The organism is Chryseobacterium formosense (genome assembly GCF_900116415.1).
Classification (GTDB): domain Bacteria; phylum Bacteroidota; class Bacteroidia; order Flavobacteriales; family Weeksellaceae; genus Chryseobacterium; species Chryseobacterium formosense.
Window position 1 is genome coordinate 302,876 of the sequence record NZ_FPAP01000002.1, and the last position, 21,956, is coordinate 324,831.

Annotated in this window: 18 protein-coding genes; 9 read left to right on the top strand and 9 right to left on the bottom strand. The window is 35.2% G+C overall.

From position 1 onward, the window contains the following. Positions 1 to 2 precede the first annotated feature (2 nt). The 5 genes from ftsH (at position 3) to BM371_RS07640 (ending at position 5,861) form a co-directional block, all read left to right on the top strand. Complete coding sequence (gene ftsH, locus BM371_RS07620) at positions 3 to 2,012, top strand: ATP-dependent zinc metalloprotease FtsH (RefSeq protein ID WP_034677861.1); 2,010 nt, start codon at positions 3 to 5, stop codon at positions 2,010 to 2,012. A gap of 134 nt (positions 2,013 to 2,146) precedes the next feature. Further along, positions 2,147 to 2,728, top strand: a complete 582-nt coding sequence (locus tag BM371_RS07625) for an LUD domain-containing protein (protein ID WP_034677862.1) — start codon at positions 2,147 to 2,149, stop codon at positions 2,726 to 2,728. Positions 2,729 to 2,751: 23 nt separating this feature from the next. Further along, entirely contained in the window at positions 2,752 to 3,624 is an 873-nt protein-coding gene (locus BM371_RS07630) for a phosphatidate cytidylyltransferase (protein ID WP_034677863.1), read from the top strand. A gap of 4 nt (positions 3,625 to 3,628) precedes the next feature. Next, a complete protein-coding gene (locus BM371_RS07635; protein WP_034677864.1) occupies positions 3,629 to 4,282 on the top strand; it encodes a phosphatidylserine decarboxylase family protein in 654 nt (217 codons plus the stop codon). Positions 4,283 to 4,532: 250 nt separating this feature from the next. Beyond that, the gene (locus BM371_RS07640) at positions 4,533 to 5,861 is read left to right on the top strand and encodes a peptide-N-glycosidase F-related protein (RefSeq protein ID WP_034677865.1); all 1,329 of its coding nucleotides are present in this window, start codon (positions 4,533 to 4,535) and stop codon (positions 5,859 to 5,861) included. 50 nt (positions 5,862 to 5,911) lie between these two features. On the opposite strand, the gene BM371_RS07645 is transcribed toward BM371_RS07640, so the two are convergent. From BM371_RS07645 to BM371_RS07660, 4 genes are all read right to left on the bottom strand, one after another. Continuing rightward, positions 5,912 to 6,259, bottom strand: a complete 348-nt coding sequence (locus BM371_RS07645) for a DUF1801 domain-containing protein (RefSeq protein WP_034677866.1) — start codon at positions 6,257 to 6,259, stop codon at positions 5,912 to 5,914. A 22-nt stretch (positions 6,260 to 6,281) separates the two neighbouring features. Further along, a complete protein-coding gene (locus BM371_RS07650; protein WP_034677867.1) occupies positions 6,282 to 8,111 on the bottom strand; it encodes an ABC transporter ATP-binding protein in 1,830 nt (609 codons plus the stop codon). A gap of 52 nt (positions 8,112 to 8,163) precedes the next feature. Continuing rightward, positions 8,164 to 9,087 carry a M28 family peptidase gene (locus BM371_RS07655; protein ID WP_034677869.1) on the bottom strand — a complete coding sequence of 308 codons (924 nt, stop codon included), beginning with the start codon at positions 9,085 to 9,087 and terminating at the stop codon, positions 8,164 to 8,166. A gap of 474 nt (positions 9,088 to 9,561) precedes the next feature. Next, a complete protein-coding gene (locus tag BM371_RS07660; RefSeq protein WP_034677870.1) occupies positions 9,562 to 9,951 on the bottom strand; it encodes a DUF4293 domain-containing protein in 390 nt (129 codons plus the stop codon). Between the two features lie 145 nt (positions 9,952 to 10,096). Between BM371_RS07660 and rho the strand changes: the two genes are divergently transcribed. Beyond that, positions 10,097 to 11,929, top strand: a complete 1,833-nt coding sequence (gene rho, locus BM371_RS07665) for a transcription termination factor Rho (protein WP_034677871.1) — start codon at positions 10,097 to 10,099, stop codon at positions 11,927 to 11,929. A gap of 260 nt (positions 11,930 to 12,189) precedes the next feature. Beyond that, on the top strand, positions 12,190 to 12,786 hold the full coding sequence (locus tag BM371_RS07670; protein WP_034677873.1) for a superoxide dismutase: 597 nt from the start codon (positions 12,190 to 12,192) through the stop codon (positions 12,784 to 12,786). A 55-nt stretch (positions 12,787 to 12,841) separates the two neighbouring features. On the opposite strand, the gene BM371_RS07675 is transcribed toward BM371_RS07670, so the two are convergent. Continuing rightward, the gene (locus tag BM371_RS07675; protein WP_034677874.1) at positions 12,842 to 13,261 is read right to left on the bottom strand and encodes a DUF6146 family protein; all 420 of its coding nucleotides are present in this window, start codon (positions 13,259 to 13,261) and stop codon (positions 12,842 to 12,844) included. Positions 13,262 to 13,330: 69 nt separating this feature from the next. Further along, positions 13,331 to 14,530, bottom strand: a complete 1,200-nt coding sequence (locus BM371_RS07680) for an endonuclease/exonuclease/phosphatase family protein (protein ID WP_034677875.1) — start codon at positions 14,528 to 14,530, stop codon at positions 13,331 to 13,333. A 238-nt stretch (positions 14,531 to 14,768) separates the two neighbouring features. Between BM371_RS07680 and BM371_RS07685 the strand changes: the two genes are divergently transcribed. Then, the gene (locus BM371_RS07685; RefSeq protein ID WP_034677876.1) at positions 14,769 to 17,534 is read left to right on the top strand and encodes a TonB-dependent receptor; all 2,766 of its coding nucleotides are present in this window, start codon (positions 14,769 to 14,771) and stop codon (positions 17,532 to 17,534) included. 12 nt (positions 17,535 to 17,546) lie between these two features. Next, a complete protein-coding gene (locus BM371_RS07690) occupies positions 17,547 to 19,619 on the top strand; it encodes a DUF5689 domain-containing protein (RefSeq protein WP_034677877.1) in 2,073 nt (690 codons plus the stop codon). 280 nt (positions 19,620 to 19,899) lie between these two features. On the opposite strand, the gene BM371_RS07695 is transcribed toward BM371_RS07690, so the two are convergent. The 3 genes from BM371_RS07695 to BM371_RS07705 are packed head-to-tail and all read right to left on the bottom strand — an operon-like array spanning position 19,900 to position 21,900. Continuing rightward, positions 19,900 to 20,370: a DUF6702 family protein gene (locus BM371_RS07695; RefSeq protein ID WP_034677878.1), complete on the bottom strand. Its 471-nt coding sequence runs from the start codon at positions 20,368 to 20,370 to the stop codon at positions 19,900 to 19,902. Positions 20,371 to 20,427: 57 nt separating this feature from the next. Beyond that, the gene (locus BM371_RS07700; protein WP_051882878.1) at positions 20,428 to 21,180 is read right to left on the bottom strand and encodes an LOG family protein; all 753 of its coding nucleotides are present in this window, start codon (positions 21,178 to 21,180) and stop codon (positions 20,428 to 20,430) included. 6 nt (positions 21,181 to 21,186) lie between these two features. Next, positions 21,187 to 21,900 carry a nucleotidyltransferase family protein gene (locus tag BM371_RS07705; protein ID WP_034677880.1) on the bottom strand — a complete coding sequence of 238 codons (714 nt, stop codon included), beginning with the start codon at positions 21,898 to 21,900 and terminating at the stop codon, positions 21,187 to 21,189. Positions 21,901 to 21,956 lie beyond the last annotated feature (56 nt).

A 21,956-nucleotide genomic window follows, 5' to 3' on the forward strand; every position in this document is an offset into this window, starting at 1 on the left:
AGATGAATAATAAAGGATTTAACTGGTTTTTCCCCATTATGATCATAGCTCTTTTGCTATTCTTTGTCACCACTTCTTTAGGTGACAGTGGGGCAAAATCTATTGATGAAGACAGCTTTTTCAAAGAAATGCAGGCTGGGAAAATCCAGAAAGTGTTAATAGACAAGCAAAAGCAGAATGCTGAGGTTTATTTAACACAAAATGCAAAAACAGAAACAGTAAAAACTCAAGATAAAAGTCCGGCTCTGTTTCCGTCACTGGGAATGACTCCAAAAGCAGATTTTACACTGAAATATGGTGATTTGCAGTTGTTCTTAGCAAAGTTTGAAACGCTAAAAGCTGAAAATCCTGCAATCAAAACAACCAAGGATTATGCGGAAGGTGAAAGTCCTTTGATGAGTATTCTTATTCAGGCATTAATCTGGATTGCAATCTTGGGATTGTTCTACTTCATTCTTTTCAGAAAAATGGGAAGTGGAGGTGGTCCTGGAGGACAGATTTTCTCAATTGGTAAGTCTAAAGCTAAACTTTTTGACGAAAAAGAAAGAATTCAGACAACATTTAAGGATGTTGCTGGTTTAGAAGGTGCTAAAGAGGAAGTTCAGGAAGTTGTAGATTTCTTGAAGAACTCAGAAAAATATACAAAACTGGGAGGTAAAATTCCTAAAGGTGTACTTTTGGTTGGTCCTCCGGGAACCGGTAAAACCTTATTGGCAAAAGCGGTTGCAGGTGAAGCGAAAGTTCCTTTCTTCTCACTTTCCGGTTCAGATTTTGTTGAAATGTTTGTTGGAGTAGGTGCTTCAAGAGTGAGAGATCTTTTTGCTCAGGCTAAAGCTAAATCTCCTGCAATTATCTTTATTGATGAGATCGATGCCATTGGTAGAGCGAGAGGTAAAAATAATTTCTCAGGCGGAAACGACGAAAGAGAAAATACCCTGAACCAGCTTCTTACAGAAATGGATGGTTTCGGAACCGATACCAACGTGATTGTAATGGCCGCAACCAACAGAGCAGATATTTTAGATAAAGCTTTGATGAGAGCGGGTCGTTTTGACCGTTCGATTTATGTAGACCTTCCGGAACTTCATGAGAGAAGACAGATTTTTGATGTTCATTTAAACAAAATCAAATTAGACGGAACGGTAGACAGAGAGTTTTTGGCAAAACAGACACCTGGTTTCAGTGGAGCAGATATTGCAAATGTTTGTAATGAAGCAGCTTTAATTGCGGCAAGAAATAATCATGAATCGGTAACAAAACAAGATTTCCTTGATGCTGTAGACAGAATTATTGGCGGTCTTGAGAAGAAGAATAAAGCAATCAAGCCTTCTGAAAAGAGAAGGGTTGCTTATCACGAAGCAGGTCATGCAACAATTTCATGGTTGGTAGAACACGCTTCGCCATTGTTGAAAGTAACAATTGTTCCGAGAGGACGTTCTTTAGGAGCGGCTTGGTATCTTCCGGAAGAAAGACAATTGACGACTACTGAACAGATGCTGGACGAAATGTGTGCAACTTTGGGAGGTAGAGCAGCAGAACAGGTGATTTTCAACAATATATCTACAGGAGCACTTTCTGATTTGGAAAGCGTAACGAAGAGAGCTCAGGCGATGGTTACAATTTATGGTTTGAGTCCGAATATTGGTAATATTTCTTACTATGACAGCTCAGGCCAGTCTGAATATTCATTCGGAAAACCTTATTCCGAAGAAACCGCTAAGAAAATTGATATTGAGATCAAAGGTATTATCGAAAATCAATACGACAGAGCGATTCAGATCCTGACTGATAATAAAGATAAGCTTGATGCTTTGGCAAGTAAGCTGTTAGAAAAAGAGGTAATTTTCCGTGAAGATCTTGAAGAAATCTTCGGGAAAAGAGCGTGGGATCCTGAGTTGACAGAAAAACCGGTAACCAACACAATTCCGGATAAAGAAGTTATAGGAGAACAGCCGTCTGAAGATGTTAAAGACAACGAAATTCAGGCTCCTGAAAGTTCTACACAAATCTAAATTTGCATCAGCATTTTCATATAAAACCCGACAAAGATTTATTTGTCGGGTTTTTTGTGATTTAAAACTATATTCTTAGACGAATTATAATTATATTTTCTATTTTTGTATAAAGTTGACTAAAATATACTAAGTTGAGTTTATTTAAAAAGATTGTAAGCAAACTTACCAACCAGCCCGAACCAGAAGAAAAACAAAGTCTGGAAAAGCTTGGAGATTCGCTGAAAAATGCAGATCTCGATTATAAGTTTGCGCAATTATTTACGCATTCAGGTGGCTTTTTCAACTATTGTGCAGATGAGGCAGAAGCGCTGCAGACTTTAAATCAGATTTTGAAAATCGAAGGGATCAATTCTGTGTTCTGTTGTGATAAAGATTTGCAGGGATTTTTAAATGTTGTTAAAACAAATTATACTCCTGAATTAGAATCACGCAATGATGCTGCCTTTATCACCTGCGAATATCTTATTGCATATGACGGAAGAATCATGCTTTCGCACAATAATATTCTGCATTATCACTCTTCAAGACTTCCGGAGAAAATTATCATCATGGCAAACGTTTCTCAGATTGTCAATAATCTGAACGATGCAATGGGAAAGATAAAACGTACCGGAAATATCAAAAATCTTACTTCAATCAGTGGAAACCATTCTAAGCTGGATCCTGCTGCTAACAATAATACGAAGCTGTTCTTGCTATTGCTGGAAGATTAGCCTCGATTTCTAAACTATAAATTTTGGACAAAAATCTTATTCAGAGAACGCTTTCGGGGATTGTTTATGTAGCAGTTATTTTTCTTTGTACAACTCCTTTCGGAGCACAGCTTTTAGATACAGTTTCTCCCGGTCTTGTTCAGCAGCAATATCTTTATTATGGTTTAATCAGCCTGCTTTTATTGGTTGGAACCTGGGAATGCATGAAGATCATGAAGTTTGGCGACAGCTATGAAAAATGGGTTGTATTTCCCTTAGTCGTTTTTGTTTTTTATTTATTCTCCAAAAGATATTTTCAACACGGATTTTATTTTGATTTCAGATTATGGGAAATCTTGGCGCTTTCTTTAACGTTGATTGCCGTTGTTACTTTATTTAAATTTTCAAACGAACTTTATTTAGACAGCGGAAAGCTTATTTTTACAGTAATCTACGTTGCCTTACCATTTTCGTTTGCATTAGGTTTGCCTAAATATTCATCCTACGAAAATACATTTTCACTGGAAGTTATCTTCTTATTCTTACTGATTTGGAGCAGCGATACTTTTGCATATTTGGTTGGTAAGTTTTTCGGAAAGCATAAAATGGCTCCTAAAATTTCACCTAAGAAAACATGGGAAGGTTACATTGGAGGAGTTGTTTTAACTTTGGTTTTATCTTATTTCGTTGAGCAATATCAACCACAGCTTCGTGGAAACTGGATGATTGTCGGTTTTCTAATTGCTGCATTTGCTCCTTTGGGGGATTTGGTTGAAAGTCAATTGAAAAGAAATTTCGGGGTAAAAGACAGCGGAAACATCATTCCGGGGCACGGTGGCGTATTAGACAGGCTCGATAGTTTTTTAATCTGCGTTCCTGTCGTATATTTGTACTTTATTATAGAAAAATTTATTTAAACTCATGAAATTACATAAGGAATCGAAAGGAACGATTACGGTTGCAACAATACTTTTTGCTATTATTGTAGCGGTATCTATTTATTTCCTTGAAATGTGGTCGCTTCTGATCATTATCCCGTTATTGGTTATTTATAGCTTGGTATTCTGGTTCTTCAGAGTTCCAAATCGTGATATTCAGGATCATGTGGAGAATGTGATCGCTCCGGTTGACGGAAAAGTAGTTATGATTAAAGAAGTAGAGGAGGATGAATTTATCAAAGGAAAAGCCATTCAGGTTTCTATCTTTATGTCTCCCTTGAATGTTCACATCTGTAGATATCCGGTTTCCGGAAATGTGATTTACAAGAAATATCATCCGGGAAAATATTTGGTTGCATGGCATGAAAAATCTTCTACAGAGAATGAAAGAACAACGGTTGCTGTAGAAAGCTTAACTCATCATAAAGTGGTTTTCAGACAGATTGCAGGATATGTTGCCAGAAGAATTGTTTTCTATTGTAATGAAGGCGATGCAGCCAAAGCAGGACATGAGTTTGGTTTCATCAAATTCGGTTCAAGAATGGATATTTTCCTTCCTTTGGATACAGAAATTATCTGCAAAATTGGTGATAAAACGAAAGGAGGTGTTGATGTTATTGCTAAAATGAGAGATTAATACTTTTAAAATATTATATCATAAGAGCTGTTTCGGAAGGAACGGCTTTTTTAATGATTAAAATGTAAAAACTCTATATACATCTGTTGTTTTGATTGTTGACAGATTGAAGTAGGTAATAGATTATCTTTAATAAAAATTTACTTTAAATTTAAATTCTTTGATGTTTTGATACTCATTTAATACTTTTGTCTTTTTAATTGTTCTTATTAGTTGTAGTTTTGCCTGAAATCGACAATTTAATATTTAAATGAAAAAAATTCTACTTCCTTTAATGATCTTGGCAGGTTTAAGCAAAACAGCTGCACAAACAACAATCAATGTATTTTCTCAAATTGTTTTTTATGACGGTTATGCAGCAAATGTTTCTAATCCCGTTCCTGCCAATACAATCCGGTTGGCAAATTACAGATATGCTAAAAAATTAACGGATGCAGAACTGAATTCATTTCAGAATAAAATTACCATGAATGTAACGATTGGTGCATTGTGTGATAATTATGACAGAATTGGAGGGGTACATATTGCGCTGGTTCCAAAAAATCAATTGACTTACACATTAAGTGACACCGGAGTAAAAAGAATCGAAATCGGAAGGTATATTACTCCTTTCATGAATAAAAATATTTCTCCGACTTCTGTTCCTTATACTTATGAATTGGATAATCTATACGCTGTGTTTAGCAACACTGCCATTAGAAATACTTACGATATCTATGTAGAGCTTGATGTCTTTGGTGTTCCATATACTGCAAATACACAAGTTGTAGGTTGTGCGGGAAGAAATGATGTTTTCGAAGGTACGCTGGATTTTGTTACATCGAATGATCCCACTATCACAAATTCTTATAATAATCTGCTTCCTCTTTTAGATTCAAATGAGCTTAATAATTACAATAGTACAGATCAACCGGGAGAAACGGTAAGACTGGTGAATTTTAGCTTGAATCAAAGTACAGACAACGCTAAGTTTTTCATTGTTACGACACCTCATGGAGCTAATTCTGGCGGTGAAGAGTATGTGAGAAGACAAAATTTTGTTTATTTAGATAATGCTCAGGTTTTAACATTTACTCCGGGAGGAAAATCTTGTGAACCTTACAGAATGTACAATACGCAGGGAAATGGTATCTATGGAACAACTGTAAAAACCACACTTTGGTGGACATCATGGAACAACTGGTGTCCCGGAGATTCTGTCCCTATCAGAAGCTTTACATCTACTTCACTTGCAGCGGGAAATCATACCATAAAATATGAAGTTCCTACTGCGGTATTTCAGGGGCAGGATGGTAGAATTGTGCTTTCGATGTATATGCAGAGTACGAATCAGATGTTGTCGGTAAAAGATCTTTCGACGGTTGATGTTTCTGTTTTTCCGAATCCTACTGCAGATTTTGTAAATATTAAATCTGATCAAAAGGTGAAAAATATTGTCGTTTATTCTTTGGATGGGAAAAGATTGGATGAAGTAAAAGATTCGAGAGTTGATCTTACTGCTTATCCGAAAGGAGGCTATTTGCTGGATATTACTTTGGAAGGAGGCCTGCAGTTTAAACATAAAATAATCAAGAAATAATTTTCAACATTTCCATAAAAAGAAGAGAAGCCAATTTTGGTTTCTCTTTTTTATTTAATGTACTGTTTTACCTCTGTGATCAGATTTAAAATTAAATCAACCGGCAAATCCTCACTTTCGTCAATTAAAAGGATTTTAAACTTCTTTCTGCCTTCGCTGATGAGCAAAGGGTGATCTAATCGGTCGCCGTGATAGAAACTAATGTAATGTTTTTTGTGTTTCTTGCTGTAATATAGGTAACACAGCATTTTCTTTTTAAATTTAAAAAAGGGCAACCCAAAACTTAAAGTTTCGGTAATATTTTCGGTATCCGATTCTAAGATCTTTTTTCTCAAAAACAAAAGAGTACTTCTTTCAGGCTCATCGATTCTGTAGAAGTACTCTTGTATGGGATTCATTTCAAATTAGATTTAAAATATATTAGTCAAAATTCTGAAGCTCAACCAATTTTCGATAAGTTCCTCCGCGAGCGATCAATTCATGATGGCTTCCCTGCTCAACGATTTTCCCTTTTTCCATCACCACAATCCAATCTGCTTTCTGGATAGTTGAAAGTCGGTGTGCGATCACAAGTGAAGTACGGTTTTCCATCATTTTTTCCAAAGCTTCCTGCACGAATTTCTCTGATTCCGTATCCAAAGCAGAAGTTGCTTCATCTAAAATCATAATCGGCGGATTTTTAAGAACGGCTCTTGCAATGGAAATTCTCTGCTTCTGACCTCCTGAAAGTTTTCCTCCGGCCTCACCGATATTAGTATCGTACTGATCAGGAAGATCCATAATGAAATCATGAGCATTGGCAACTTTTGCGGCATTTTGAACCTGTTCTAAAGTTGCATTCGGTATTCCGAGCGAAATATTATTTCTGATGGAATCATTAAACAAAATATTGTCTTGGGTAACCAATCCAAACAGTTTTATGTAGTTGGATAGTTTTATATTTTTAATATTTTCTCCGTCTACAAGAATTTCTCCCTGGTCTACATCATAAAAACGGGTGATAAGATTGGCAATTGTACTTTTTCCGCTACCACTTTGTCCTACTAATGCCACAGTTTTACCTTTGGGAATCGTAAGTGAAAAGTCTTTCAGGACATCTCTTTCTTCATACCCAAAAGTGATGTTTTTAAACTCTACATTATGGTCGAAACCGTTGATTTCCTTTGCTCCTTCTATCTCCTTGATATGATAATCTGCATCTAGAATTTCAAAAATTCTTTTTGCGGAAACTTCACCTTTCTGAATATTCGAAATTGCAGACGAAAGCGCTTTTAAAGGTTGTAAAATGGTATAGAATAAGGCAATATAAGTAATAAACTCACTTCCGGATAAACCTTTCCCCTGAATCGCTAATCTTCCGCCGAAATACACAATCATACCGATGGTGACTGCCCCCAAAAGCTCACTTACAGGCGAAGCTAAAGCTTTCTTCTTAAAAAGACGTAAAGAAAGAAATCTTATTCTATTCAGGACATCATCAAACCTTTTCTTGATTTGAGGGGATGCGTCAAAGATTTTAATAATTTTAAGGCCTACTAAAGTTTCATCTACAAAAGAGTACATTTTTCCCAATTCGTTTTGTGCTTCTCCTGTATCTCGTTTAAGGCTTTTCCCGATCATTGAAATGATGGTACCCATAATCGGAAAAACGATCAAGGTGAAAATAGTCAGCTCAAAGTTGGAATATAAAAGATAGCCCATTGTAATAATAATCACAATCGGGGAACGTATAATGTCGATTAAACTGTTGAGAATGTTGCCCTCGACTTCACCAACATCGGAGGTGATTCTCGCAAAAACATCTCCTTTTCTGGAATTCGTAAAAAACGAAACCGGTAAATCTAAAATTTTATCATGAAGTTTAATTCTGAAATCCCTGGAAACACCTGTTCTTGAAAATGTAAGGTAAAACTCTGAAAAGTAGCTGAAGATATTTCTCAGGAAAAACATAGAGATAAACAGGATGCAGGTAATCAAAAGAATATATTCAGGACCTTTTTCTATCTGCAGTTGCTGAATGTAATAATTAAAACTATCTTTTAAAAATGATCCGGCTTTGGTGATACCTTCGTACACCGGCTGTGAACTGACTTTCTTTGCTTCTTTATCAAAAAGGATATTCAATACAGGCATGAAAAAAAGCATGGCAATAATATTGAACAGGGCGTAAAGAATATTAAAGAAAATACCAATCGCAATAGATTTTTTGTACGGAAGTATGTTGTCTATCGCTCGTTTATAATAACTCATTAAATTTTAGATTAATCTTACAAAAATAAGGAAATTTAAAGATAAGACGTTCTTAATTGAATTTTACTTTATCACTATACTTAGGATTGAAATTTTCAGGGTTCAATTTCTCTAAAGTTTTGGCAAAATTGTTGATAATCTGCGTCATGTTTTCGGAATTTACGATGCTCATATCGTCATTTGCCTGATGATAATGCTTTATTTTGCTCATATCTGCAGTAGAAATAGAATGTGCAATAATTTTTTTCTTCACAAAGCTTACGTTATCCGATCTGTAAAACAGCTGCTGCTTCGCATAAGGATCAGGATGGATTTTTAAACCGTTTACGGCATTTTGGTTAAACAGTTCATCAAGATCTGAAAATTCGTCACCTGTAATGAAAACAGTATTTTCGCCAAATTCTGCTTCTGTAGCCACCATTTCAAAATTAAACAAAGCAGAAAGGTTGTTATAAATAGGGTCTAATTTTTTATCTTCAGAAATAGCCTGTGAACCCAACATTCCTTTTTCTTCCCCATTGAATGCCATGAAAACCATAGAAAATTCAGGAGTTTTACTTTTAAAATAATCGGCAATTCCTACCAAAGTTGTGATTCCGCTTGCGTCGTCATCTGCACCGTTGTAAATGTTGTCTCCGGATTTTTTGCTCATTCCGATATGATCGAAGTGTCCTGAAAATCCTAAAAATTTCTCTGAATTTCCTTTTTTAATCCCACAAACATTGTAAGCTGTTTTTCCTTTGTAATTAAAAGGAACGAGGTAAGAATTTCCTGTGCAATATTCAAGATTGTTTTCTTTGAAAAGCTGTGCAATGTATTCTGCTGCCTTATCGTTTTCGGGAGTTCCTATTTCACGGCCTTTCATTTCGTCTGAAGACAACGTTGAAATCACGGTTTTTACTCTTTCTTCGGAAACATCCTGTGCAAAAGCTGAAGCTGTAAAAAGTGATAGGGAAAGATAGATTAGCTTTTTCATATTTAAATTGTATTATTTCTTTGATTTAATATTTTGGTTATCGACTATCGGTCACAGTGCTTATTTTAACGCAAAGTTCACAAAGTTTTTTTAAACTACGAACTGTTTTATGGGTTCGCAAAGGCGTTTCACTCAGCAAAGAAAACTAAATCCTTAGGTCATTAGGATTATGGTTATTCAATAATTATTAATTGAATGTGTCGCAAGTTTGTGTGAAATGTTGCAGAACCGTTAAAATATTTAATTCCAAAAGATTTTGCGGGAATTCTTGAAAATAAAAATTGCCACGAATGCACGAATTATTTATTGTGATTTTTTAAATGTTATTCGTGGCAATTTAATTTGTTTGACCAAATTGTCACTGATCCAAATACTTAAAAAGATTTTTACGCAAAGCCATCTGTGAAAATCTGTGGGGAATAAAAAAACAGCTCCTAAAAAGAAGCTGTTCTCACTCAAAAAATCGTTGTAAGGTTATCGAAGTCTGTCTACAGATTTTACGAGCCTCTCATCTTTTTTGATATAAATGTTTGCCAAAAACAAACAGATTATCGCAATCAATGGGAAAACCGGCTCAATACCCTTCTCAGGAAAATCTATTCCTCCGGATAAGTTTTGTAACCAGTACGCCAATACACCAATCAACAAAGCGTTTATAATAATGCTGAAATTATTCAGCAAGATTTGTCTTTTTCTGTTGTTAAAGCTAAACAGACTGAATGCTCCTGCCAAAACCAAAACGACTGAGGCAACTTGAATCACCGGAATGCCTCCGAAAACCTCCACATCCTGTCCTGTAATAAAAAGGAAAACTGCTGCTAAAACAGACAGTAAAATCCATATAGTCTGTATCCTTTGTAACATAGAATTTTAAATTCAGTAGCAAAAATAACATAAATTTTGCACAATTCAAAAATAAGTGTAGATTTGCAATATACAATGTACTTGAAAACAAAAGTCACCGGACTTACTTTTCTTACTCACAACTAATTACATTTTTACATTAAATATGTTTAACATAGAAACGTTAAGGTCAAAATCCGTAACGGAATTGACTAAAATCTTAAAGGATTTGGGCGTTAAGGTTGCAAGAAACAGCAATGAAAATGATAAGATCTTTGCTATTCTTGATTTTCAGGCATCCAACCCTAAAGTTACAAAAGATTATTTCAATACCACAGAAGTAACAGCAGCTGCAAGCGCGGATGAAAAGCCCGCTGAAAAGGTGACAAAGCCTGTTGCTAAAAAACCTGCTCCTAAAAAAACTACCAAACCAAAGGCTGAAACCGAAACGAAAGAAGATCAGCCAAATCCGGAGCCGGAAGCTGCCAAAACAGAACAAACGCCTATTGAAGAAGTAAAAGCAGAGACAACACAGGAAACTACCGAAGAAAAACCTGCCCCTTCAAACAACAAACAGAAAAGAAAAAGAATTTCACCTCCTGCAGCAGCCAGCGAAATTGAAGCAACAGGAACAATTGAACTTCCTACGAATACAGATTCTCAGCCAGTTCAGGCAAAAGAAGAAAGACCGAAAAGACCGCAAGGTCAACCACAACAAAATCAGAAAGGTCAAAACCATCCACAGCAAAACAGTGGAAATTCTCAAAACCAAAACCGAAATCAAAATAATAACCAGAATCCTAACCAAAATCAGAACAGACCGCAACATGCTGAAAGATCTGAAAGACAGGAAGAACCGCAGGAACAGAAAAAAGAATTCAGTTTCGACGGATTGGTTAGTATTGAAGGTGTTTTAGAAATATTACCAGATAATTACGGATTCTTACGTTCGTCAGATTTTAGTTATATTTCTTCACCGGATGACGTGTATGTTTCTACAGCTCAGATCCGAAATTTCGGATTAAAAACAGGTGATACTGTAAGAGGAATTGTAAGACTTCCGAAAGAAGGAGAAAAATATTTCTCATTATTAAAGCCAACTGAGGTGAACGGCCGCGATTTAGCTTATATCAAAGATCGTGTTGCTTTTGAATATCTTACTCCATTATTTCCTGAAGAGAAATTTAATTTATCAGGAGATAATTCTACAATGTCAACAAGAATTGTAGATTTATTTGCACCTATCGGGAAAGGACAAAGAGCGATGATTGTTGCACAGCCGAAGACCGGTAAAACAATGTTGCTGAAAGATATTGCCAATTCTATTGCAGCCAATCATCCTGAAGTCTATATGATGGTTCTTTTGATAGACGAACGTCCGGAAGAAGTTACCGACATGGAAAGAAGCGTAAATGCAGAAGTTATTGCCTCTACTTTTGATGAAGCTGCTGATAAGCACGTAAAAGTTGCGAATCTGGTATTGGCAAAGGCTCAGAGAATGGTAGAGTGTGGTCATGATGTAGTGATTCTTTTGGATTCTATTACAAGATTAGCCAGAGCTTACAATACAGTGACTCCGGCTTCCGGAAAAGTACTTTCTGGTGGTGTTGATGCCAATGCACTTCACAAACCGAAAAGATTCTTCGGAGCGGCGAGAAAAATTGAAGGTGGCGGATCTTTAACGATTATTGCAACCGCTTTAATTGACACAGGTTCTAAAATGGATGAAGTTATTTTTGAGGAATTCAAAGGTACCGGAAACATGGAGCTTCAATTGGACAGAAAAATTGCCAACAGAAGAATTTATCCTGCAATCGACTTGGTTTCTTCAAGTACCCGTCGTGATGATTTATTAATGGATGAAGTTACTGCGCAGAGAATGTGGATTTTAAGAAAGTATCTTTCTGAAATGAATCCTATTGAAGCAATGGAATTTGTAAACAAAAATATCAGAGGAACTCTAAATAACGAAGAGTTTTTGATGTCGATGAATAAATAATCTTATTGATTTCAGATATAAATACAAAGCAGTCATATTTTGGCTGCTTTTTGTTTGTTTAAAATTATAATTAGTAAAAATAAATTTAAACATGATATTAACTCTAAATTGATTTAAATTTAACTAAACAACGATCATAAATATGTTTTGCCGAAGTTTTTGTTATTATCAATGTTAAAGATTTATTAAAATAATCCGTAATTTTTGAAGTTGGCTTGAATATTGGCTAAATTTGAATCATAACATTAAAAATAAAACTTATGTCATTCGAATTACCAAAATTAGGATATGCTTACGAAGCTTTAGAGCCGACAATTGATGCAAAAACAATGGAGATTCACCATTCAAAACATCACCAAGCGTATGTTGACAATTTAAATAAAGCAATCGAAGGAACTGATCTTGACGGATTGTCGATTGAAGAAATCTGCAGAACAGGTGTTGAAAAACCTGCTGTAAGAAATAATGGTGGAGGTCACTTCAACCACACGCTATTCTGGGAAATTTTAACTCCTGGTGGAAGCAAAGAGCCTGTAGGAGGTGTAAAAACCGCTATAGACAATTATGGTGGTTTCGAAAAATTCAAAAATGATTTTTCTGATGCTGCAAAAACAAGATTCGGTTCAGGATGGGCTTGGTTGGTAAAAAATGAAGACGGATCGGTTTCTGTAACTTCTACTCCGAACCAAGATAATCCTTTAATGCCGGTTGCTGATACAAAAGGAACTCCGGTTTTAGGATTGGATGTTTGGGAGCATGCTTATTATTTAAACTACCAAAACAGAAGACCTGATTATGTTACAGCATTCTTCGATGTTGTAAACTGGGATAAAGTAGAAGAATTATTCAACAAATAATCTTCATTTGTAATAAACAATAAAAAAGGTTCAGAATTTTCTGAACCTTTTTTTGTTAACCGAATACATCGCTTGATTGAATTCCATTTAGCCTCAATTTATACTTCCAATGAACATAAACAAAAATCTGATATAATTTATACTCGAATTTAATTCCATAGTTTTCTTTTGGATTATAATCTATTAAGGACTCAATTATATCACGATACTTGCCGGTACGGTAATAAGAATTCCATATATTAACCAGCGAAGCATTTCTACTTTTTAAGTAAGACTCTTGGTAATAATTTATTGGTCGTGCTATTGAGTTTATAAAGTAATAGAATTCTGTGTCAATAACAATTAAATCCCATTCTCCATCATCATTTTTCTCAGCTTTTATTACATAATCTTGCTTGTTGTTTGTAGGATTGTTTTGCGCAAATAATTTTAATGGAATAATGATCAAAACTATTAGAACGAAAAAATTTTTCATAATTAGTGATTTTATACGAAGTTAATGATTTTATACGAAAAAAGCACTCCAAATAGAGTGCCTTTGTTGTTATTTTTTGATGTATTCTTTCTGAAGAACCGAAACAGCGGGAAAGTGATCGCTGTAACCTCCTGTGAATCGGTCGCCATCCCAAGAACGAAGAGGGTATCCTTTCCATTGTCCTTCTTTATTAACAAGATAAGAAGGCGCATAGATCTCTGCTTTAAAAATGGTATAAGCTGGGGTAAGCTTTTCTTTTGAATACAGATTCTGGGAAACAATAATCTGATCAAATAAATTCGGGGCATCTCTGTAAGCTAAAGATGCAACACCAGCTTTGTAAAGCTTATACATCAAATTATAGTATGGTTTTTTATCAGATAAATCTTCGGGGCTTTCTACTGCGCCAAGATATTTTTTCAAACTCGGACTTACAGGATCATCATTATAATCACCCATGGAAATTAGTTTAATTCCAGGGTAGTCTGCAGATAATTTATCCATTTCGCCTTTTAAAACTGCCGCAGCTGCATTTCTTCTTGGTTGGGAAGCTGCTTCACCACCACTTCTTGAAGGCCAGTGATTCATAAACACGGCAATTTTTTCTCCGTCTAAAAGGCCAATTGCTACCAAAACATCTCTTGTATATTGTCTTTTGCCATCTTCATTGTATACTTTGATTTCTTTGGTATAAGAATTCTGTAGAACAAATCTGTTTTTCTGATATATAAGAGCAATATCGATTCCTCTTGCATCATAAGAGTTATAGTGTACAATACCATAATTGCTTTTTGCTAAAACAGGCTGCTTTATAAGATCTTCAATTACCTGTCTGTTTTCAACTTCTATAAGACCGCAGATTGCAGGATTATCATTCGTATATTGTCTGCCAAGCTCAGAAATTACTTTTGCTTCGTTCGCTAATTTCTGGTTGTAGTATTTTGTGCCCCATCTTTTTTTACTATTTGCAGTAAAATCATCTGCTAAAATCTGATGACGGATAACTTTTTTTCCTACTAAAAGTTCGTTGCTCCATTCTCCTTTGTAATCTTCAGTAGTTTCTAAATATTTAAGAGAATCAATCGGAACACTTCTATGGAATTTAGGATTTGAGAACGGTACTGTTCCGTCAATATAATCTGCAGAAACAATAGTGTCCCAAAGGTTTTCTACATTTAAAAAAGCTACTGCCGCTCTTTTTACCTGTTTTTGCTGAGAAAAACCAAGTGTAAAGCAGAAAACTGCAATTATGAGTGCGAATTTTTTCATGTTATCGTAATATTCAAAAAATTGAGGGGGTAAAATTACACAATTTACATCAATAAAATATTAAATTAATCTTAATAACTGTTTTTTGATTTCAATCATAAAGAAGCTGTTTTTTTAGGATATCATTTACTTGTTAAGAATATTTAATAGAATAAAATGCAGAAAATGTTTGAGTTAATGAAAATAATCCTAAATTTGTTGCCCCTTAAATAAAGAAGGTGTAAAAAATAAGTTTATTATGATTAAAAAACTATCCCTAATCTCTTTGTTTACACTATTACCTGCATCCTATTACTATGCACAAACTACTGTTTATGCGTATGTTAAAGGTCAGGATGGTAAGCCTGTAGAGAGAGCAGAGGTTGATCTTGAACAATCTGTTGATGATGTAACTGCAGACAAAATCGGTTACTTCCAGTTTGTAGATTTAAAGCCAGGACATTATCTTATTACCGTTGCAAAACCGAACTTCGAATCTAAGATTGTAGAGTTTGATGTAACTGCTGATGAGAAAAGAAAAGACTTAGGTGTGATTGTTCTTAATAACAGTTTAGGAAGCGATGCCGGAGTTGTTGTGATTGATGATTCTGCAAACGATACAGAAGACGGAGGTTCTGCAATGCAACCTACAGTAGGGCTTTTGAGTTCAGGTAGAGATGCATTTCAAAATGTTTCGGCTTTTGAATTGGGAGCTTACTGGTTCAGACCGAGAGGGGTAGACAATCGTTTTGAAGATGTTTTATTCAACGGGGTTTCTATGTCTAAAAATGATGACGGAAGAATCGATTTCAGCAACTGGGGTGGTTTGAACGACGTGACAAGATATCCTTACGAAAATGTAGATAACATTACTCCTTCAGAATATACGTTTGGTAATTTGGGAGGTGTGGTTTATTATAATACAAGAGCATCTTCTTACAGAAAACAGACTTCATTAGCGTATTCATTCACGAACAGAAGTTACTTACACAGAGCAATGGCAACGTATTCTTCCGGAATGAGTAAAAATGGTTGGGCGTTTACTGTTTCAGGAAGCAGAAGATGGGGAGATCAGGCAATTATTGATGGAGTTTATCAGGATGCTTATGCATATTTTGCATCGGTTGAGAAAAAATTCAGCGAAAGACACTCTATTAACTTTACTGGTTTCGGTTCCCCTACATACAGAGCTTCAAATTCACCGAATACTCAGGAAGTTTACGACATCATGGGTAAAGACTACAATTCATATTGGGGATGGCAAGATGGTGAGAAAAGAAATTCAAGAATCAGAAAAGTATTTGAACCGATGTTTATGCTTACTGATTATTTAAAAATCGGTAAAAACTCAAACTGGACAAATACGGTTTCGTACCAAATCGGAAGTGATGCAAGAAGCAGATTAGACTGGTTCCGCGGAAAAGATCCGAACCCAACCTATTATAGGAATCTACCAAGTTATGGACTTGTAACAGCTGATGAATTTAGAGAGAAGTCTCAAATTGACTGGACGAGTTTATATTCTCAAAATAACAACATTCCTGTCGAAACTTATACAATTGGTATAAATCCGGATGGAACTCCAAAAACAATAAAAGGAAAAAGAGCTGTTTATACTTTGGTGGAGGACGTAAATAGAGATAAAACTTTCAATTTTGCATCTCACTTTGATACAAGACTAAAAGATAATTGGAAATTAAATATCAACTTTAATTATCAGAATTTGAAGTCTGATAACTTTAGAAGGATAAAAGATTTATTAGGTGCAGATTTTGCATTTAACCGAAATGCTTTTAACAATGATGTACAGTACAATGTAGATGATCCTAACTTTACTGTGAAAGTTGGTGACAGAACACAATATTCTTATGAGCTAACTAAAAATCATTACTCATTAAATATTTCATCAGAGGTCGATTTCAATAAATTTAATATCGTAGCATCTATTTTCAGTTCTTATTCTGAATCCCAGAGAGAAGGAGATTACAAAAGCGGTATTTTAATTTTACAAAATAATTCTAAAGGCAAAAGTGCAATCTATGATGCTTTAGATGCAGGTTTAAAAGGGAAAGTGACTTACAAAATCAATGGTAAGAACTTTATTGTTTATAATGGGGCATTCTTTAGCTTAGCTCCGACTTTAAATGAATTATACATTAATCCTAGAGCTGTAGATTATTTAACTCCAGGAGTTAAAAATCAAATTATCAACTCTAATGATTTAAGCTATATCATGAGAGGTCAGATTCTTAAATTAAGATTATCAGGTTATTATACAACAGTAAGTAATTCTACAGAAATTTCAAGATATTATGCCGTAGTAGCTGATCAAACAGGGTCTATGAATACCTTAATTAATGAAGCGATGACAGGTGTTGATAAGAGATATATAGGCGCAGAACTTGGTTTTGATGTGAAAATTACCCCAACATTAAACGCAACAGGGGTTGCAAGTATTGGTGAATATAAATATACAAACCGTCCAGATGTGTACTCATTTGATGATTTAAATGATTTCAGAAGCTATGGTAAGGCAAACATCAAAGATTATAAAGTAGCTGGAACTCCACAAAAAGCATTTTCATTTGGTTTAAAATACAATTCACCTAAATATTGGTGGGTAGGTGCATCTGCAAATTATTTAATGGATCAGTATCTTGATTTTTCAGCATTAAATAAAACAGCTTCAATGTATACAGATCCGGGAACAAATGATACATATGCAGGCGCAAGTCCTGAGTTGATTCAGCAATTGACGGCGCAAACTAAATTTGATGATCAGTTCATGTTAAATGCCAATGCCGGAAAATCTTTCCTAATCGGCAAATACAGAATGGGAATCAGTGTATCTGTAAATAATATTCTGAATAATAGAAATTATGTAACGGGTGGTTTCGAACAAGGTAGAGCGGCTAATTTCCCGCAACTTCTTGAGGAGTCTCAAAGAGAAACACCTCATTTTGGACCAAAACTTTGGTATGACAGAGGAATTACGTTCTTTACAAATGTTTATTTAAGATTCTAAAACAAAGTAATAATGAAAAAATATAATTCAATTTTAAAATATATTTTCGCAATCTTTGCTGCACTTGTAATTACAGGTTGTGTGCATGATGATAAATATGATGAGCCAAACCTTGATGGTTATCAGTGTGCAGATCTTACTGCTACAATGACGCTTACTCAACTGAGAGCTAAATTTGCTCCTACTGCAACTGCTGCTTTTGTTTTTCCAGACAATTCCACTGATATTGTTGAAGGATATGTTTCTTCTACTGATGAAACGGGAAATATCTATAAGACAATTTATATTCAAGATAAGGCTGAAAATCCTACACAAGGTTTCGTAATTAGCGTAGATGCGGTAAGTAATTATACAAACTATCCTCAGGGATCTAAGATCTATATTAAATTGGCCGGTTTGGCTTTAGGAACTTATGGTGGAGTTGTTCAGTTAGGCGTAAAAACCGGAACTGAAACACCGGCAACTTCCGTATCTAGAATTCCTGAGAAACTTGTGCCGGCAAGAATTTTCAGATCATGTTCGATCAGAGAAAATATTGTTCCTAAGAAAATGACTTCTTTACAGATGGTTTCTGCAAACGATCAATATATCGGATGTTTGATTCAGATGGATAATGCAGAATTCGACAACAGAATCTTATGTACAAACTTTGCTCCCAATGGTGTTACTGTGGACAGAATCATCAGAGATAATACAACAACGACAACTAGAGTTGTAAGAAACAGTGGTTATGCATCATTTGCCAATCAGATTCTTCCTTCAGGAAACGGTAAATTTGTTGGTATTTACAGCAAATTCAATAGCACTTACCAAATGTACATCAACAAGGTTACTGATCTTGAGATGACTAAATTCCCGAGAATCGACGGTATTGCATCAAACCCTTGTGAGTACAGTGATAACGGATTAACTCAGAAAACAGTTGCTGAAGTTAAGCAATTGGCAACAAGTCCACTTACATTGATTACAGGTGATTTTGTTCTTAAAGCTAAAGTAACGGCAAACGATAAATCAGGTAACCTTTTCAAATATATCTATGTTGAAGATGCAACAGGAGGTATCAGAATTAATATCGATAAAGCTGATATGTTCAACGATCCTAGATTTGTTGTAGGTAAAGAAGTTTATGTAAAACTTAAAAACTTATATGTAGGAGCTGTTTCAGGCGAAATTCAGTTGGGAACTCCATTCAGTGGAGCAGTTGGTAGAATTGCAGAAGCTGATGTCTATAAATATTTCTTTGATTCTAAAAAACCAATTACTGCAGTTACTTCTACTGAGAAAATGATTAACCAATTTACTGCTGCAGATGTAGGTAGATGGATTAAAATTAAAAACCTTCAGTTTATCGCTGGAGATTTAGAAAAAGTGTACGCATCAGGAGCGGTTACCAACAGAACTTTAGAAGACTGTTCAGGTAACAAAGTTATATTGAGAACCAGTAATTTCGCAGATTTTGCAGGTCAGGTAATCGAAGGTGGAAAAGGAGATGTTTATGGTATTCTAAGTATTTTTAATGGTACTTATCAGCTATGGATTACTGATGTTTTGGGTGCAGATTTGGATGATCCAAGATGTGATGGTTCAGTTTACACACCACTTCCTGTATTATACAAAGATGATTTTGCTGCAGGTGGTTTTGGTACAGACTGGACGACCGTAAACGTTGCAGGTACTCAGATTTGGAATACTTCTAACCAAGGTAACGGAACCAATTACTATGCAGTAATGAGTGCTCCATTGGGAAGTGTAGCAAATGAAGATTGGCTGATCTCAAAAACAGTAAGTTTAGCAGGAAAAACAAAGGCTGCTGTAAGCTTCACAACTGACGTGAGATACTCAGGACCTGCTCTTCAGGTTTATGCTACAGAAAATTACACAGGAAACCCTGCTACAACGACTTGGGTTGCTTTACCTGCTGCTCTTGATACAAATACAGCAGCATTCGGAGATTGGGTAAGCTCAGGAAATGTAGACTTATCAGCGTTCTTAGGTAAAAATGTAAGAATAGCATTTAAATATACTTCAACATCTTCTGCAGCGGCAACATGGGAAGTTGATGATTTCAAAATTAAAGGTCAATAATAATTGATACTTGTAAAATAAAAAAGACGGACAGAAATGTTCGTCTTTTTTGGTATAAATGGGTAAATGCACAATGTATTTATTTTTGATTGTCTAAAGTATAATATTCCTTGCTCCATCGGAGCAATATCTGTGTAGAAAAATTAAGAATGCATTTACATTGCGCTCCGTAGGAGCGCTACATTTAATTAAAAATATTAAAATTAAATCTATTCGGATATTAAAATAAAAAAACCACTGCAAAAGCAATGGTTGTTATATAATTTAAATTAAAATTCTTTTAGAAAGAAACCTCATTTACCTCTTTTCCGCGCTGAAAATTCATCGTTTTCAGATTTCCTTTATAAGCAATATTCACAAGATTAATCTGCTTAGGAAATGCGCTTAAAAGTATCGTGTTCTTTATTTTTAGACTGTTGATGTCAGAAACACCTCCTGTTTCAAAATATACCCAAACTGTTTCTCCGCTTACCTGACTTCCGGTGAATGTTAAATTCTTGGGAGAACCATTTACAAATACGTCAAAGTTACTATTTACATATTTTTTTACTTCGGCTTCAAAACCGGCAGTATTTCTGTTGATCTTTATAGCATCAGAAATATGACTGGTATTCATCTTCGTTGTAAACTTCAGTGTTTTGCTTCCGTCGACATAGTCAACCTTCGTCATCGAAGAAAAGAAGTCAAAAACCGTGAAGCTCATCATTATTAAAAATGTAAAAATACTCGATACATATAAAATTTTTTTCATCTCAATTTATAAATTTACAGCATTTTGCTAAATAGATTGGGTCAAATTTAGTGCCAATTAAAAATTAACGTTTACAGAATATTTGTCATAAAAAGCCTTAATGTGTGCAACTGCTTCATCAGCGGTATCTACCACACGGTAAAGATCAAGATCGTCTGCAGAGATCATTCCTTCATGAAGTAAAGTTTCTTTAAACCAGTCGAGTAAACCACTCCAGAATTCTGTACCAACCAGAACAATCGGAAAACGTCCTATTTTGTTGGTCTGAATTAGCGTAAGCGCTTCTGTAAACTCATCTAGGGTGCCAAACCCACCCGGCATCACGATAAAGCCCTGCGAATATTTTACGAACATTACCTTCCTTACAAAGAAATAATCAAAATTCAATGAGTACATCTTATTGATGTAAGGATTAAAGTGTTGTTCAAAAGGTAGGTCGATATTTAATCCGATTGATTTTCCCTGAGCGTTGAAAGCGCCTTTATTTCCGGCTTCCATAATTCCGGGACCGCCTCCTGTAATCACTCCGAAACCAATTTTCGTAATTTTTTCGGCAATTTCTACCGCCATCTGGTAATATTTGCTTTCAGGCTTTAGTCTTGCTGAACCGAAAATAGAAACACAAGGTCCTATTTTTGCCATCTTTTCGTAGCCGTCTACAAATTCCGCCATTACTTTGAAAACCATCCAGCTGTCTTTGGTAATGGTTTCGTCCCAGGTTTTTTCACGTAGACTGTTGTGCAGCTTTGTTTCGTTGATATCCGGTTCTGTATTTTCTATACTTTCGTCTCGTATTCCTTCAATGCTCATCCTAAATTATTTAAAATATTTCTCTGCTTCAATCACAGATTCCGGTCTTCCTACATCTACTAAAATGCTTTCATGCACAAAGCCATGAATTTTTTCGGTCTGCATCAGATCCAGATATTCTTCCATCACAGAAAATTTTCCCGTTCTTTTAATCTTATCAAAAATCACTGGATTGATGCAGTGCACTCCGCTAAAAGCAAGAGGTCTGAATCCCTTGTTGAATTCTGCAAGACGCTGTTCGCCGGTTTGTACATTGAGCCATCCACGTAAAACCAAATCATCATTAAACAGCAGTTTTCTCGAACTTTCTCTGTCTGAAACCGCTAAGGTAACAAAATCTTTAATTTCTTTATGGTATTTCACAAAATCATTGATGTTGATATTCGTCAGAATATCAGCGTTCATGATCAGGAAATCTTCTCCATGATTGAGGAATTCTTTAGCAAAAATCAGGCCGCCTCCGGTTTCCAGAAGTTCATTAGATTCATCGGAGATTTCAATCTTACAGCCGAAGTTGTTGTTTTCTTTTAAAAAACGAACAATCTGATCTCCAAAATGATGAATGTTGATCACGAAATCAGTGATTCCGAAAGCTTTAAGATAATTGATATTCCTCTCTAAAAGCGGAATTCCGTTTACTTTGGCCAAAGCTTTCGGATGATGATCGGTAAAAGGTTTCAAACGGGTTCCTTTTCCTGCCGCAAAAATTAATGCCTTCATAATTATAGGTAATGGGTAATTGATAATGAGTAATTCATGAGAATAAATATTAATAA